Below are 14631 nucleotides of genomic sequence, written 5' to 3'. Positions count from 1 at the left end.
TTGCGATAGGCACATGGACGTGGGCCCGCCACGGGTCAAGGTCAGGCACGGAGACAACGCAGCCATGAATAACCGCAAAACGTGGATTATTGCAGGCATTATGGGTGTCATCGCACTGGCAATGGGCGGCGTTCTCCTGTCGCTCAATCAGACGGAAGAAGCGCCAAGTCTTGTCCAGTACCAGCCAAAATACATCGATGCTGGCGCCATGTTGAGATTTACCGAGACGCTCTCCAGTGACGCGCTGGAGGGCCGGGCAACAGGTACGCGGGGCAATCAAGCGGCGCGTGATTTCATCCAGAAGCGTTTCGAGACTTTGGGCATGCAGATGCTCGGCGGTGCTTTCGTCCATCCGTTTACAGCGACACCTGACACGGAGGGCGATTCTTCGGTCAACGGCGCCAATGTCGTGGGCATGATCAAGGGCACGACAGACGGGCCCGTCCTGCTGATCACGGCGCATTATGATCATCTCGGTGTCATTGATGGCGAGATATACAACGGCGCCGACGACAATGCGTCAGGCACCGCTGCATTGATCGACGTCGCGCAGTATTTCACACGGCACAAGCCGGTCCACGACATTGTTTTCGCTGCGCTTGATGGCGAAGAGATCGGCCTTCTCGGAGCCCATGCGCTGATGGAAGATGCGTCCGTACCGATGCAACGTGTGGTGCTGAACATGAATTACGACATGGTCAGCCGCTCAGAGGTCGGAGAGCTTTATGTGGCGGGCACGTTCCACAATCCGGACCTGCTGCCGCTCGTGGAGCGCGTCGCATCCGAGGCGCCGGTGAAACTGATTGCTGGTCATGATGATCCGGCTTTGGGTGCGGCGGACGACTGGACCAGCCAGTCCGATCATTCGGTCTTCCACGATGCGGGAATTGCGTTCCTCTATTTCGGGGTCGAAGACCATCCCGGCTATCACACGCCATCTGATGACTATGCCAACATTACGCCTGACTTCTTCGCGCGCGCAGGGGACACACTGGTGATGGCGGCAATGGCGGCAGATGAAGAGCTGGACATAATCGGCGGCGAGAAAGCCGCCGATTAGTCGACCGTGTTCATGTAGCCGGGCAGCCAGTCTTCATTCGCGCTGCGAAGGGCATCCAGGCCAACCGAGAATGTCTGGTCATTGCGGACATCTACAGCGAAGATGAGGCCGTCGGATGCATCCGTGATCGAGCCCAGCATCAACATCGGTACGTCCGGGCGCGCTTCAGCAAACTGAGCCAGCGCGTTCTCAGCGTCGCCAGCGACGGTGAAGATGTAGCGGGCCTGGTCTTCACCGAAGAGGGCGGCGTGAAGGTGCGAGGCTGGGAATCCCTGCATCTCTGGACTGACGTTGACAACTGCGCCGCAATTGGATGCGAGCGCCACTTCCGCCACGCTGCAGGCAAGACCGCCATCGCTAATATCATGCACGGCGGTCGCGAGCCCTGCGCCAATGAGATCGCGGATAAAGCTGGCATTGCGCTTCTCGACCGCAAGATCGACAGCTGGCGGTGTGCCGAGGGCTTCGCCCTTAAGCCCAAGCACGCTGCGGGCATATTGGGTGGCGCCAAGATGGGTGCCGATACCGCCAATCATCACCAGAAGGTCGCCGGGCTTGGCGCCCTTGAGGGTGGTGGATTTGGAAATGTCCTCAAGCAAGCCAACACCACCAACTACGGGCGTCGGCGGAATGGCGGTGCCGTCCGTCTCGTTATAAAGGGACACGTTGCCCGACACGACGGGGAAGTCGAGTTCGCGGCAGGCCTCAGCCATGCCTTCAATGGCCTTGACGATATAGCCCATCGTGTTCGGTTTTTCAGGATTGCCGAAATTCAGGTTGTCGGTGATCGCGATAGGCGTGGCGCCTACGGCCGACAGGTTGCGATAGGCTTCTGCAACCGCCTGCTTGCCGCCCTCATAGGGGTCGGCCGAGACATAATGCGGGTTGCAGTCCGAGCAGATCGCCAGGGCTTTGTTGGTCTTGTGGATGCGTACGATGGCCGCATCACCGCCGGACTGAGAGGAGTCAATTGTGTCGCCCATGACATGGCGATCATACTGTTCCCAGACCCAGCGCTTGGACGCCATGTCTGGTGTGCCCATGAGTTTGAGGAGCGTGCCGGCAAGGTCAGCGGGTACATCGAAAGCGGCCGGGTCGAGCGGCGTACGCTTCGGTGGTTCGTTCCAAGGCCGGTCATAGTTCGGTGCATCCTCGGCGAGTGGTGCAACCGGGATATCGCACACGACTTCGCCAAACTGCGTCAGCACGAGGTGGCCAGTATCAGTCGTTTCGCCAATGACTTCTGCCGACAGGTCATATTTGTCGAAGATGGCCTTCGCCATATCGATCTTGTCCGGATAGAGCACAATGAGCATACGCTCCTGGCTTTCCGACAGCATGATCTCGTAAGCCGTCATGCCCTCTTCGCGCTGGGGCACCTTGTCGAGATCCATTACAACACCAATGCCTTCGCCATTGGCGCCGCCGCTGGCAGCCATCTCGACAGAAGAAGATGTCAGGCCAGCTGCGCCCATGTCCTGGATTGCCTGGATGGCGTCCGTGGCCATCAGCTCAAGGCAGGCCTCGATGAGCAGCTTTTCGGTAAACGGGTCGCCAACCTGAACGGTTGGGCGCTTTTCTTCGTCGCCTTCGGAGAATTCTGCGGATGCCATGGTCGCGCCGTGAATGCCGTCGCGGCCGGTCTTGGAGCCGACATAGAAGATCGGATTGCCCGGTGTCGCTCCGCGCGCATAGAAAATCTTGTCCTGATCCGCGAGGCCAACGGCCATCGCATTTACGAGGATATTGCCATTGTAGCCCGCGTCGAACTGGGTTTCGCCGGCCACGGTCGGCACACCGACACAATTGCCATAGCCGCCGATGCCCGCGACGACGCCCGCCACGAGGCTGCGGGTCTTGGGGTGGCTCGGGTCACCAAAGCGGAGGGCGTTGACCAGCGCGATGGGGCGCGCGCCCATCGTGAAGACGTCGCGCAGGATGCCGCCAACACCCGTTGCCGCACCTTGGTAAGGCTCGATATAGGACGGGTGATTGTGGCTCTCCATCTTGAAGATGGCGGCCTGGCCGTCGCCGATATCAATCACGCCGGCATTCTCGCCCGGGCCTTGAATGACGCGGGCATTCTTGGTCGGGAATTTCGACAGGTGGCGGCGCGAGGATTTGTAGGAGCAGTGCTCGGACCACATCACCGAATAGATGCCGAGTTCGACAAGGTTCGGCTTGCGTTCAAGACGGGTGACAAGTCGTTCCCATTCATCGGCTTTGATGCCGTGCTCGAGGCCCTGGGCCTCTTCCTGGGTGGCGGTGAGATGGGCGAGGATCGCGGATGTATCAGGCATTTGGGCGCTTTAACCGCAAAGTGCGCGAGTCGCCAGAGCGTTTGTGCCTATGTGGCCATAGCGCGTTCTATTTCGGAGAGGTGTTTGGCTTTGTCCGCCTCGCTCATGAAGGCTGCGGTAAAGCTGTTTCGTGCCAGCTGGATGAGCTGGTCATTGCTAAGATCGAGCGCATCAGCGATCGCCTGATAGTTCTGGTTTACGTAACCGCCGAAATAGGCCGGGTCGTCGGAATTCACGGTTACAAGAAGGCCGGCTTCCAGCTGCGCTTTTAGCGGGCTCTGCTTCAGATCGTCGATCACGCAGAGTGACAGGTTGGAAAGCGGGCAGTTCGTCAGCGGGGTCTGCGTGTCCCGCAGCACCTGAAGCAGGCCTTCGTCTTCCATGGATCGGTTCCCATGGTCGATCCGGTCAGCGCCGATGTCGATAAGGGCTTCCTGTACATATTGCGGCGGGCCTTCCTCGCCAGCGTGCAGGCACAGCTTGAAACCCAGCTCCCGGCATTTAGCAAAGAGGCGTGCGAACTTGGACGGCGGGTGGCCGATCTCGGAGCTGTCGAGCCCGACGCCGATAAATCGGGCGTGATAAGGCTTGGACTCTTCGAGCAGGGCGAACCCGTCTTCTTCACTCAGGTGGCGCAGGAAACTCATGATGACATGAGACGTGATGCCCAGCTTTGTCTCGCCATCTTCAAGCGCTTCAAGAATGCCGTCCGCGACCGTGGCAAACGCGACGCCGCGCTCGGTATGGGCCTGCGGATCGAAGAAGATTTCCACATGGCGGACATTGTCTGCCGCCGCGCGCTCCAGGTAGGCCCATGTCAGATCGTAAAAGTCCTGCTTCTGCAGCAGTACGGCCATGCCCTGATAATAGATATCGAGGAATTCCTGGAGGTTCGAGAAGGCGTAGGCCGCCTTGGCCTCTTCGAGCGTCTTAAAGGCCGTCTGAATACCGTTGCGCTCGGCGATCTGCATCATCAGCTCAGGCTCGAAGCTGCCTTCGATGTGGAGGTGCAGTTCGGCTTTTGGTAATTTGGCGATGAGTGCGGCGCGGTCAGTCATTCAGGGCCTCCAGCAGACACGAGCGATAGAACCCGCTTATACACGAGCCGGTGTGCGCTCCAAGGTCGTGGCAGCTTAAGCGGCGTTCAGGAGGCTCAGGAAAACGCCTAGTCCGTCTGCGCCGCCTTCATTGCCACCCATGGCGCGTTCCGGGTGGGGCATCATGCCCATAACGCGGCCGTTGTCGCTCATGATGCCGGCAATATCCCGCGATGCGCCGTTGGGGTTTTCACCCGCGGCATAGCGGAACACAACGCGGCCTTCGCCTTCGAGCCGGTCGAGCGTCGCATCGTCCGCGAAATAGTTGCCGTCATGATGTGCGATGGGGATCGTGACGGTCGGGCTGCCGGAATAGGCACTCGTAAAGGCGGTATTTGCGCTTTCCACCGACAGGCGCTGCGGACGACACACAAAGTGCAGGGACGCATTCCGCATGAGAACGCCGGGCAGCAGGCGCGTTTCGCAAAGGATCTGGAAGCCATTGCAGATGCCCAACACATAGCCGCCGCGTTCGGCATGCGCCTTAAGTTGCTCGACGACTGGCGAGTTGGCCGCCATGGCGCCGCAGCGCAAATAGTCGCCGTATGAGAAGCCGCCCGGAATCACCACGAGATCCGTATCTTCGGGGATGATGCCGTCTTTGTGCCAGACCATCGCCGGAGCTTTGCCGGTGACTTGGGCAAGCGCGTCTTGCGCGTCACGGTCGCAGTTGGAGGCGGGAAATACAATGACGGCGGTTTTCATGCGGCCCCTTTAGCAGGGAGTCGCAGGAAATGGGAATAGAATTTCAGCGGTTTATGCGGTCAATGCGGACTCTTTCCGGCGACCGAAATGACCGCTTGCCGGTTCAAAAATACAGGCCCATCATGACTTGCTCAGTCAAGAAGGAGAGCACCTAATGAAAAAGTTCCTCATTGCCCTTATGGCCGTTTCCTACATGCCATTCGTCACGGCCTGCAACACGGTTGAAGGCGTCGGCAAAGACGTTGAAGCGGGTGGAGAAGTTGTCCAGGATGCCGCTAAAGACGTCAAAGAAGAGATCACGGAATAGTCTCCAAGGCTCCCCTTCCTCACGAGGGAGGGGGGCATCTTGCGGGACTGCCCCTGCTAATTCTCCATGAATTTCAAGTCGATATGTCGCTTGAGAGACCAGAGACCTGGCAGGTTGAGGGTCAGTCCCCATTTTTCAGCCAAGGCGCGGCGATGCCCGAGACTGACAAGTTTCAAGTAATCCGATTGCGGCCGATACGTCGTGAGCGCCTCGCCTTTGACAAGCCGTATGATTTGCTCTGCGAGCACCGGGCCCTGCCTCACCGCGTAGACCCCAGCCTTGGGCTTTGGCGCAAAGCCGAGATGAGCGGTGTCGCCGCATGCGAATATAGCGGGATGACTGACCGATCTCAGGGTCTCATCTACAACAATGAATCCCACATGTGTTTCCAGCCCTGTCTCTGCCAGCCAGGGGTAGGGGCGCGCACCCGATGCGAGCACCGTGAAGCGCGAGGGTACTGTCTCTCCTGAGTTCAGAAGCAGGGTGTCATCTGTCGCATCTGTTACGGAAGCGCTCGTCTTTATAACGATTCCGGCTTTAGCAAGGGCCCGCGCAAGCTGCCGTCGGAGGCTGTCTGAAGCTCCGGGCAAGATGCAATCGGAACGCTCGAGCAGAGAGACGCAAACCGATTGTACTGCCGCGATATTATCGAGGTGATATTTCATGGAGAGGGCAAGTTCTATACCCGCTGTTCCTGCGCCGACGATCGCGACGTGTGGCGGGCGGGTTTGTGATTGGACATCAGCCACGAACTCCATCCATCGATCTGCGAAGATGCCCAGAGGCTTCACAGGTACGCCCCGGGCTTTAAGGCTTTCGGGCGCGTCGATGGCCGCGATGGCGCCGATATCGAGCGAGGCATGGTCAAACCCGAATTGACGGCCATCAGAGAAGATCGCCTCGCGTTTGCTCGGGTCCAGATGGGTTGCTTTGGCGATATGGAAGGTCGCGCCGGCGGCCTTGCACAGGGGTTCAAGGGGTATTTCGAGGGCGTTCCGTGGCCAATGCCCGGCAACATGCCCCGGCAGCAGGCCGCTATAGGATGTCGTAGAGTCCGGGCTTACCAGATGGAGGTCAAGCCCCGCTTGTGGTTTGCGAGCGAGATGCCTCAGCGCAACGACGTGCGTATGTCCTCCACCGATCAGGAGGATGCGCACTAGGTCCGCGCCGCTTCGGCCGACCACCAGGACTGGAGGGATGAGGCGATGGCGTGGCTAGGCGCGCTGGCCGATGGCGGCGCCCGGAAGGCGACAATGGCCGAGCCTTCGAGTGCGCTTTCGTCATCCACATCCACAGGCCAGCGCGCACCCGCAATGATACAGTCATCAAGGCTGGCCAAGTATTCACCGAACTCTGTTTCGCGACCATCGCGGAAGAGGGGCAGCCAGAGGATGAGGATGCCATTTGGCCAACGCTTGAGGGCGCGGGGTGTCCACAGGGCGAGGGCATCAATGTCGCGGCTCGTCTCGTAACTCGGATCCACGAAGCAGACCATTTGCTCGGCCCCGCGTGGCGCCAGCTTCAGTGCGCCTGAATAGCCGTCCGAGTGCTTCACCTGTACGCGCTCATCTTCGCCGACGGATTTGACAAGCGCGGCATGCTCAGCGGGATGTTTCTCGAAGAAGATCATGCGGGCGGACGGCGGCAGCAATGATTGCGCCAGCGCGGGCGAGCCCGGATAGTCCTTCATGCCGCGTGCCTCGACATCTGACACCCAGGGCTTCAGAGGGCGGGGAGGCTTGCCATTGTGCAGGGCGAGGATGCCAGTATCGCATTCGCCGCCCTTGCGGGCCTGCTCGCCCGTCAGGTCATATCGGCCACGTCCGGAATGGGTTTCGACATATAGAACCGGTTTCCCTACGGCCGCGATTTCCTTCAACAGGGCGTGCAGCACCGCATGCTTGAGCACGTCGGCCCGGTTTCCTGCGTGATAGCCATGTTGGTAGGAGAGCATTGCGTGGTCTTTCGAGGTTTCAGAATGAAATAGTCCCGAACGACCTTCGGGGCCATCCGGGACTATGACGTTTAGGTGCGGGCGTCTATTGGGCGCCGAGCGATTCCTTGCGGGCCGCTTCGAACTCATTGCCGGGATACCATGTCGGCCAGTCGGTGGAATCGACAATGCCTTCACCCACTTCGTACAGGGCCTGAATATCTTCGGCGAAACCGGAGAGGTCCCAATCGTCAGAGTACTCGTCCATCGGCTTGTGGTAGCGTTCGGCTGTATAGGCCGCTGCCGCTGCCTTGCCGGCCGCGATGCCGCCTTCAAGCTTGTCTTCGCCGCCGTCAGCGTAGAGCATTGGCACGCCGCGCTTGGCGAGCGAGATGTGGTCAGACCGGTAGAAGTAGCCGGCTTCCGGTTTGCCGTCTGGCTTGATGACGCGGTCATCAGCTTTCAGGATGTCCGTTAGGCGGTCTTCCAGTTCCGAAGCGCCATAGCCGATTATGACCATGTCATGCGTGCGGCCTACGGGCAGGGCACCATCCATGTTGATGCCGGCGACGATCTCGTTGAGGGGCACAGTTGGATGCTCAGCGAAGTATTCCGAGCCAAGCAGACCGGATTCTTCCAGTGTGACCGAGACGAAAAGAAGGGACCGTTCGTGGGGCTCTGCCGCGAAGGCTTCAGCGAGTTCCAGCAAGGCTGCCACGCCGGTCGCATTGTCTACGGCGCCATTATAGATCTGGTCTTCATAGAAATCCTCGCCTGGGGCACCGGTCTTCTTCCCGGTTTTCTTGCCGAGGTGATCCCAGTGCGCTGTGTAGAGCATGTATTCGTCCGGCGTGGTGGTTCCTGGCAGGACGCCGATCACGTTGCGGCTATCCAGCTTGTCGATGGTCTGGACGATTTCGCCAGTCGCCTTCAGCCCGGTCAGGGATACCGGCTTGAAGCCGCGGCTTTTCGCGGCTGTCTTCATGGCTTCGAAGTCGAGGCCGGCAGACGCAAAGAGCTTCTCGGCCATTGCGCGGGTGACCCAGCCTTCCAGTTCGGCACGGTCAGCGCCGCCATCTTCGCGAACGAGATCGGACTGCGCGCCGGACCATGAGTTCTTCACGACATCCCAGCCGTAGGAGGCTGGTTCTGTTTCGTGGACGATGATGGCTGCGGTGGCGCCTTTACGGGCCGCTTCTTCATACTTGTAGGTCCAGCGGCCGTAATAGGTCATGGACTTGCCCTTGAACAGCTCCGGGTCGCCAGTCGCAAAACCGGGATCGTTGACGAGGATCACGACCGTTTTGCCGGCGTAATCCTGATCACCATAGTCGTCCCAGCCATATTCCGGAGCGTCGACGCCGTAACCGACGAAGACAACATCGGACGGTTCGAACGAGATAGTCGTGGAGTCCTGATGCTTGGTCCAGATGACGGAGTCCTGTTTCAGGACGGTTGGCATTTCGGTGCCGTCGGGAGCGGTGAAGGTCAGGAAGGATTGGTCCGGTTCAATGGTCTGGTTAACCATTGCGACTTTCTGGAAATACGTTCCGTCATCGCCGCCAGGCTGAAGGCCGATACGGGCCATTTCAGCGCCAATCCATGCGGCAGCTTCTTCGCCGATCGGCGTGCCGGGACCGCGTCCTTCGAATGTATCGTCTGCCAGCGTCTTGACGCGCTCGGCGAGGTCACTCGCCGTGATAGCGGCTGTCGTATCTGTCGGGAGTGGCATCAGCAAAGTCGGGGCGGGCGGCGTCTCCGCAAAGGGCGCCGCGGCGGGAGTGGACTCCGGCTTCGGGCTGCCACATGCAGCGAGCGCCATCAGGGACGCAGCGAGTACATAATGTTTCATATTTGAGTGCCCCTCCAATGGGCATTTCGGCTTGCTTGGGACAAGGTCTGGCATGGGCCGCGTCAGGCTTCAAGGCACGGCTGTGCAGGGCGCATAGCAAAAAGGCGGGTTCCATTGCTGGAACCCGCCTTAAAAAGGTCAATTCGACCTTGGACTATTCCTTGGCCGCTTCGGCTGCGACTTCTGCTTCATCCGCAGCTTCTTCAGCTGCTTCTGCAGCATCCTCGGCAGCGACAGCTGTTGCGACAGCAGCAGCATCGGCCGCATCCTCGGCGGCATCTTCCGCCATGTCGGCAGCAGCGGCAGCGACTTCAGGGTCGTTTGTTGCTTCGGCGGTTTCAGCGGCGACGGCGGCTTCGACAGCGGCGCCCTGCGCGGCTTCTGAGGCGGGCGCGGCTTCTTCGGATACGTCAACGGCGTCCGCTGCGGCTTCCGCAGACACTTCGGCCGAAGCGGCGTCGAGGCTGGCTGCAGCCGACGATTCGGCCGTTGTAGGTGTGGCGCAAGCGGCAAGCATGGCCATTGATGCGGCAGCACCAGCAATTAGTTTGAAGTTCATATATTCACCCTCACTTTGACTTTATTGTTTTGTTTGCGGCGACCCCGTTTCCCGAAATTCGCCTGTTGCGGGCGTCTCAACCAAATGTGGCGATTTCAGGGCAGGGGTATCCATTCCGCTTCGTCACCCGGCACAAGGGGGAAGCGGTCCGTTCCATGCAATTTCGTGGATTCTTCCCAGTCCTGCTTGGCTTTTTCGATCTTGTCCGTGTCGGACGCGACGAAGTTCCATTCAATCTTCCTGGGACCGTCCATCGTGGCGCCACCGCACACGACGGCCTTGGTGCCGGGCAGGAATTCGACCGCAATGTCCTCGCCCGGTGCGATGACAAGCATGTGGCCTTCCTCAGCCGTTTCGTCGTCAATGCGCGCGCTTCCCGAGACGATGTAGAGGGCGCGTTCCTCGGCGAGGCTGGCTGGCAGGATCATGCTTGCGCCGTCAGGGGCTTCGATTGCGATGTAGAGAATGTCCCATGGGAACTCCACCGGCGAGCTATATCCCCAGGCCTCCCCTGCTAGCACCCGAATGCTTGCGCCATTTTTCTGGAAAGATGGCAGCGAGTCGGCCGAGTGGTGGGTGAAGGCGGGGGCACAGTCTTCCTCCGTGATCGGCAACGCCACCCATGTTTGCAGCCCGTGCATACGCTGGCCCGCTTCGCGTTCAGGCGCCGGGGTGCGCTCGGAGTGGACGATGCCGTGCCCGGCGGTCATCCAGTTGACCGCGCCCGGGCGGATCACGAGGTCTGTGCCGAGGCTGTCCTGATGGCGAATGGCGCCCTCGAAAAGGTATGTAACTGTGGAGAGGCCGATATGAGGATGTGGCCGCACGTCAAAGCTTTCGCCGGGGCCATAGTCCACGGGCCCAAAATGGTCGAAGAAGATGAAAGGGCCGACCATTTTCTGCGCATGGAAGGGCAGCACGCGGCGTACACGGAACCCCCCGCCAAGGTCCTTGGCGCGTGGCTCGATTGTTCTGACAATTGCATTCGTCATGTGCTTTTGGCCTTTCCTGCGAAATCATAGACTTCACATATGACATCATGAGTGACGATCTCCAGCCATATCTAGATCAAATTCGCACTTGCCGATTGTGCGCTGGTGAGATGAGCCGGCCGCCGCATCCGGTGCTGCAAGCCAGTGCAAGCGCCCGCATTCTTGTGGCGGGGCAGGCGCCGGGAAACCTGGCTGATGTTACCGGTATTCCGTTCAATGACCCTTCGGGCACCCGCCTGCGCGATTGGATGGGGGTGACGGATGAAGAATTCTACGACCGTTCTCGCGTTGCCATTGTGCCGATGGGTTTTTGCTTTCCCGGATATGATTCAAGAGGGGCAGACAGGCCGCCAATGGTGCGGTGCGCAGAGACTTGGCGCGCGGGCCTGTTGGATCGACTACCGGCAATAAGCGTAACGATCCTGGTCGGCGCGATTGCGCAGAAATGGCACCTTGGGCCGCGCGCAGGGAAGACATTGACGGAGACCGTCAGCAAGTGGCAAGACTATGCAAGTGATCGAACGTTCACTGTTCCTCACCCCAGTTGGAGAAACACAGCATGGCTGAAACGCAATCCATGGTTCGAGGCGGACGTGCTACCCGAACTTCGCCTCGCCGTGCGGGCGGCCTTGTAAGTGCAACAATGATTTTCGCGAGCTTGATAATTACCAGCTGTGCCCATCCGGTCACACAGGGAGCGCTATCGATGTCTGAGGCGGTCGAACCTCATTTCGAAATAGAAGATCAGGTGTTCGTGGCGGCAGACGGGGCGCATCTGGGGCTTACGGTTTGGGCAGCCGATGATGTGGGCGAGCCGAAATATGTTGTCGTGGGTGTTCACGGCATGAACGACTATGCCAACGCTTTCCACATGGCCGCGCCTTATTGGGCCGCACACGGCGTGACGACTTATGCTTATGACCAGCGGGGCTTTGGCCGGTCGCCGGGCAGGGGCATCTGGCCGGATGAGGAGCTGATGCGTGAGGACCTGCGCACGGCGGTCGCTGTGGCGCGAAGCCGGCACCCTGGGGCTACCATCACGGTCGTCGGCATCTCCATGGGCGGCTCGGTCGCTCTTAGCGCATTCGGATCGGAGAGGCCGCCCGAGGCAGACCGTCTGATCGCTTCAGGCCCGGGCCTGCGAGGCTGGGGCGCTATCAACCCGCTGTACAAGGCGAGCCTCTGGTCTTCGGCGCGTATACGGCCTGGCTGGATCGTTCGACCGCCGCGCGGCCTCGTCAAGATCGAGCCCTCAGACAATATTGAGATGCTCCGCCGGACATGGGCTGATCCGCTGATGATGCCCGAAAACCGGATTGATCAGGTCTACGGTGTCGTTAGCCTTATGGAGACGGCGTATCAGCGCGTTGCGAATTTAAGCGATAAGGTACCCATTTTGATGTCCTACGGCGCCAATGACCTCGTGATCACGCCGCCTGGCGTGAAACGCACGGCGAAAAAGCTGCCGGCCAGTATTCAGACTGTATATTATCCGAAAGGGTACCATATGCTTATGCGCGACCTGCAGGCGGAAACGGTCCATGCCGATTACCTTGCCTTCATGAAGGATCCGGGGGGAGCCCTGCCCAGTGGGTCGCCGGATTGGCCATGGCGTTGAAGCGGGCATTCCACAGCCCAAAGCCCCTTGCGGTCAGTCACGCGTGGACAAATATAAGGTGTTCTGCCAGTTCTGGCAGAATAGAGATTCCAGATAGCCAGCCCCGAGGCGATATTTCATGACGAGTTCTTACCAGACTGCCCTCAACCTTGTTCCCATGGTGGTGGAGCAGACCAGCCGCGGGGAGCGGGCATTTGATATCTTCTCTCGCCTGCTGAAAGAGCGAATCATCTTCGTAACTGGCGGCATTGATGACGGAATGGCGGCGCTGATCACCTCGCAGCTGCTGTTTCTTGAGTCGGAAAACCCGAAAAAAGACGTCGCGATGTATATTAACAGCCCAGGCGGATACGTTACGTCGGGCCTCGCGATCTATGACACGATGCAATACATCCGCTGCCCGATCTCGACTGTTTGCTTCGGCCAGGCGGCCAGCATGGGGTCGCTGCTCCTTGCAGCCGGCGAACACGGCATGCGTACATGCTTGCCGAACGCGCGTGTCATGCTGCACCAGCCATCGGGCGGATACTCAGGCGTTGCTACAGATATCGAGCGCCACGCACAGGATATTATCGACCTCAAGAAGCGTCTCAACAATATCTATGTGAAGCATACCGGCCAGGAATACGATGTGATCGAGCGCAAGCTCGATCGGGATACGTTCCTTACGGCAGAAGAGGCCGTTGAATTCGGTATTGTGGACAAGGTGTTCGAACCGCGCGACCGCGAGGACGAAAAATAGGCGTAGACGCCCCCCACCAATTACGGCCCGCCTCTTGCAGGGTGGGCCATGACCCTTATTGTCATATTAAGAAACCGGGTGAGGGCGCTTAAAGGCCCCGTTAAACCTTACCCGGCATTGAGGACGGCATGACCAAGCAAAACGGCTCAGGCGATTCAAAGAATACGCTCTACTGTTCTTTCTGTGGAAAGAGCCAGCATGAAGTTAAGAAACTTATTGCTGGCCCTACGGTGTTCATCTGCGACGAGTGCGTCGAACTGTGCATGGACATCATCCGCGAGGAAAATAAGACGGCGATGGTGCGCTCCCGCGAGGGTGTGCCGACGCCACAGGAAATCTGTGACGTGCTTGATGACTATGTCATCGGGCAGCGCCACGCCAAGCGCATCCTGTCGGTTGCCGTGCACAACCACTACAAGCGGTTGTCCCACGCTGGCAAAGCCGATGGTGTCGAACTGTCGAAATCCAACATCCTGCTCGTAGGCCCTACGGGTTGCGGCAAGACGCTGCTGGCTCAGACGCTGGCGCGTATCCTGGATGTGCCATTCACGATGGCTGATGCGACGACGCTGACAGAAGCTGGCTATGTCGGCGAGGATGTCGAGAACATTGTGCTGAAGCTGCTGCAGTCGGCTGATTACAATGTTGAACGCGCCCAGCGCGGCATCGTTTACATCGATGAAATCGACAAGATTTCGCGCAAGTCCGATAATCCGTCCATCACGCGTGATGTGTCAGGTGAGGGCGTGCAGCAAGCGCTTCTGAAGATCATGGAAGGCACGGTCGCCGCTGTGCCGCCACAGGGCGGTCGTAAGCATCCGCAGCAGGAGTTCCTGCAGGTCGACACGACGAACATCCTGTTCATTGTTGGCGGCGCATTTGCTGGCCTCGACAAGATCATCTCGTCGCGCGGCGACAATGCCTCGATCGGCTTTGGCGCATCGCTGAAGGATCCAGAAGCACGGGGCGTGGGTGAAATCCTGCGCAGCACCGAACCTGAAGACCTTCAGCGCTTCGGTCTGATCCCGGAATTCATCGGGCGCCTTCCGGTCATTGCGACCCTGGAAGATCTTGATGAGAAAGCCCTGATCGAGATACTCACTCAACCCAAGAACGCGCTTCTGAAGCAATATCAGAAACTGTTCGATATGGAGAATGTGGCGCTGACCTTCACGCCGGAAGCCCTGACGAGCGTTGCGCGCCGGGCCATCGGCCGGAAGACAGGCGCGCGTGGCCTTCGCTCGATCATGGAATCGATCCTGCTGGACACGATGTTCGAACTGCCAAACCTGCGCGGCGTCGAAGAAGTGGTCATCAATGGCGAAGTGGTCGAAGGCAATGCCGAGCCGCTTTACGTCCACGCCAAGAAGAGCCAGCCTGAAGCTGGCTGATCCTTGAGACATATACGAGATTAAGAAAAGCCCGGACCGATGGTCCGGGCTTTTTATTCACCGAAATTCCCGTCA

Annotated in this window: 14 protein-coding genes; 6 read left to right on the top strand and 8 right to left on the bottom strand. The window is 59.3% G+C overall.

From position 1 onward, the window contains the following. The first annotated feature begins 64 nt into the window (after positions 1-64). The gene (locus V7651_RS16250) at positions 65-1060 is read left to right on the top strand and encodes a M28 family peptidase (RefSeq protein ID WP_335613760.1); all 996 of its coding nucleotides are present in this window, start codon (positions 65-67) and stop codon (positions 1058-1060) included. Here the strand turns inward: V7651_RS16250 and purL are convergent. The 3 genes from purL to purQ all read right to left on the bottom strand — a co-directional run bounded on the left by purL (position 1057) and on the right by purQ (position 5162). Beyond that, positions 1057-3360 carry a phosphoribosylformylglycinamidine synthase subunit PurL gene (gene purL, locus V7651_RS16245; protein ID WP_335613759.1) on the bottom strand — a complete coding sequence of 768 codons (2304 nt, stop codon included), beginning with the start codon at positions 3358-3360 and terminating at the stop codon, positions 1057-1059. The genes V7651_RS16250 and purL overlap by 4 nt on opposite strands. Positions 3361-3407: 47 nt before the next feature. Then, the gene (locus V7651_RS16240) at positions 3408-4418 is read right to left on the bottom strand and encodes an adenosine deaminase (protein WP_335613758.1); all 1011 of its coding nucleotides are present in this window, start codon (positions 4416-4418) and stop codon (positions 3408-3410) included. 75 nt (positions 4419-4493) lie between these two features. Further along, positions 4494-5162, bottom strand: a complete 669-nt coding sequence (gene purQ, locus V7651_RS16235; protein ID WP_335613757.1) for a phosphoribosylformylglycinamidine synthase subunit PurQ — start codon at positions 5160-5162, stop codon at positions 4494-4496. Between the two features lie 154 nt (positions 5163-5316). Here purQ and V7651_RS16230 point away from each other — a divergent pair, with 154 nt between their 5' ends. Then, positions 5317-5469 carry an entericidin A/B family lipoprotein gene (locus V7651_RS16230; RefSeq protein WP_084146405.1) on the top strand — a complete coding sequence of 51 codons (153 nt, stop codon included), beginning with the start codon at positions 5317-5319 and terminating at the stop codon, positions 5467-5469. Between the two features lie 56 nt (positions 5470-5525). Here V7651_RS16230 and V7651_RS16225 read toward each other — a convergent pair whose 3' ends face one another. The 5 genes from V7651_RS16225 to V7651_RS16205 form a co-directional block, all read right to left on the bottom strand. Beyond that, a complete protein-coding gene (locus V7651_RS16225) occupies positions 5526-6626 on the bottom strand; it encodes an FAD-dependent oxidoreductase (RefSeq protein ID WP_335613756.1) in 1101 nt (366 codons plus the stop codon). After that, entirely contained in the window at positions 6626-7423 is a 798-nt protein-coding gene (gene rlmJ / locus V7651_RS16220) for a 23S rRNA (adenine(2030)-N(6))-methyltransferase RlmJ (RefSeq protein ID WP_051625015.1), read from the bottom strand. The genes V7651_RS16225 and rlmJ overlap by 1 nt, the downstream gene beginning before the upstream one ends. An 85-nt stretch (positions 7424-7508) precedes the next feature. Then, positions 7509-9254: a M28 family metallopeptidase gene (locus tag V7651_RS16215; RefSeq protein WP_335613755.1), complete on the bottom strand. Its 1746-nt coding sequence runs from the start codon at positions 9252-9254 to the stop codon at positions 7509-7511. A gap of 154 nt (positions 9255-9408) precedes the next feature. After that, a complete protein-coding gene (locus tag V7651_RS16210) occupies positions 9409-9813 on the bottom strand; it encodes a hypothetical protein (RefSeq protein WP_335613754.1) in 405 nt (134 codons plus the stop codon). Positions 9814-9908: 95 nt separating this feature from the next. After that, positions 9909-10805: a pirin family protein gene (locus V7651_RS16205; protein WP_335613753.1), complete on the bottom strand. Its 897-nt coding sequence runs from the start codon at positions 10803-10805 to the stop codon at positions 9909-9911. A 47-nt stretch (positions 10806-10852) separates the two neighbouring features. Here V7651_RS16205 and V7651_RS16200 point away from each other — a divergent pair, with 47 nt between their 5' ends. The 4 genes from V7651_RS16200 to clpX all read left to right on the top strand — a co-directional run bounded on the left by V7651_RS16200 (position 10853) and on the right by clpX (position 14556). After that, complete coding sequence (locus V7651_RS16200) at positions 10853-11440, top strand: uracil-DNA glycosylase family protein (RefSeq protein WP_035540597.1); 588 nt, start codon at positions 10853-10855, stop codon at positions 11438-11440. 71 nt (positions 11441-11511) lie between these two features. Then, positions 11512-12423, top strand: a complete 912-nt coding sequence (locus tag V7651_RS16195) for an alpha/beta fold hydrolase (RefSeq protein WP_335613752.1) — start codon at positions 11512-11514, stop codon at positions 12421-12423. Positions 12424-12541: 118 nt separating this feature from the next. Next, complete coding sequence (locus V7651_RS16190) at positions 12542-13165, top strand: ATP-dependent Clp protease proteolytic subunit (RefSeq protein WP_035540601.1); 624 nt, start codon at positions 12542-12544, stop codon at positions 13163-13165. 128 nt (positions 13166-13293) lie between these two features. Further along, entirely contained in the window at positions 13294-14556 is a 1263-nt protein-coding gene (gene clpX, locus V7651_RS16185; RefSeq protein ID WP_035540602.1) for an ATP-dependent Clp protease ATP-binding subunit ClpX, read from the top strand. The last annotated feature ends 75 nt before the right edge of the window (positions 14557-14631 follow it).

Origin of the sequence: Hyphomonas oceanitis, from assembly GCF_036964545.1 — a bacterium.
GTDB classification, from domain to species: Bacteria; Pseudomonadota; Alphaproteobacteria; order Caulobacterales; family Hyphomonadaceae; genus Hyphomonas; species Hyphomonas oceanitis.
This window is presented reverse-complemented; position numbering and strand designations above follow the sequence as displayed.

Bases quoted from the DNA above. Each gene is read 5' to 3' on its own strand.
- V7651_RS16250 (WP_335613760.1), top strand. From the start codon at position 65: ATGAATAACCGCAAAACGTGGATTATTGCAGGCATTATGGGTGTCATC.
- purL (WP_335613759.1), bottom strand. From the start codon at position 3,360: ATGCCTGATACATCCGCGATCCTCGCCCATCTCACCGCCACCCAGGAA.
- V7651_RS16240 (WP_335613758.1), bottom strand. From the start codon at position 4,418: ATGACTGACCGCGCCGCACTCATCGCCAAATTACCAAAAGCCGAACTG.
- purQ (WP_335613757.1), bottom strand. From the start codon at position 5,162: ATGAAAACCGCCGTCATTGTATTTCCCGCCTCCAACTGCGACCGTGAC.
- V7651_RS16230 (WP_084146405.1), top strand. From the start codon at position 5,317: ATGAAAAAGTTCCTCATTGCCCTTATGGCCGTTTCCTACATGCCATTC.
- rlmJ (WP_051625015.1), bottom strand. From the start codon at position 7,423: ATGCTCTCCTACCAACATGGCTATCACGCAGGAAACCGGGCCGACGTG.
- V7651_RS16215 (WP_335613755.1), bottom strand. From the start codon at position 9,254: ATGAAACATTATGTACTCGCTGCGTCCCTGATGGCGCTCGCTGCATGT.
- V7651_RS16210 (WP_335613754.1), bottom strand. From the start codon at position 9,813: ATGAACTTCAAACTAATTGCTGGTGCTGCCGCATCAATGGCCATGCTT.
- V7651_RS16205 (WP_335613753.1), bottom strand. From the start codon at position 10,805: ATGACGAATGCAATTGTCAGAACAATCGAGCCACGCGCCAAGGACCTT.
- V7651_RS16200 (WP_035540597.1), top strand. From the start codon at position 10,853: ATGAGTGACGATCTCCAGCCATATCTAGATCAAATTCGCACTTGCCGA.
- V7651_RS16195 (WP_335613752.1), top strand. From the start codon at position 11,512: ATGTCTGAGGCGGTCGAACCTCATTTCGAAATAGAAGATCAGGTGTTC.
- V7651_RS16190 (WP_035540601.1), top strand. From the start codon at position 12,542: ATGACGAGTTCTTACCAGACTGCCCTCAACCTTGTTCCCATGGTGGTG.
- clpX (WP_035540602.1), top strand. From the start codon at position 13,294: ATGACCAAGCAAAACGGCTCAGGCGATTCAAAGAATACGCTCTACTGT.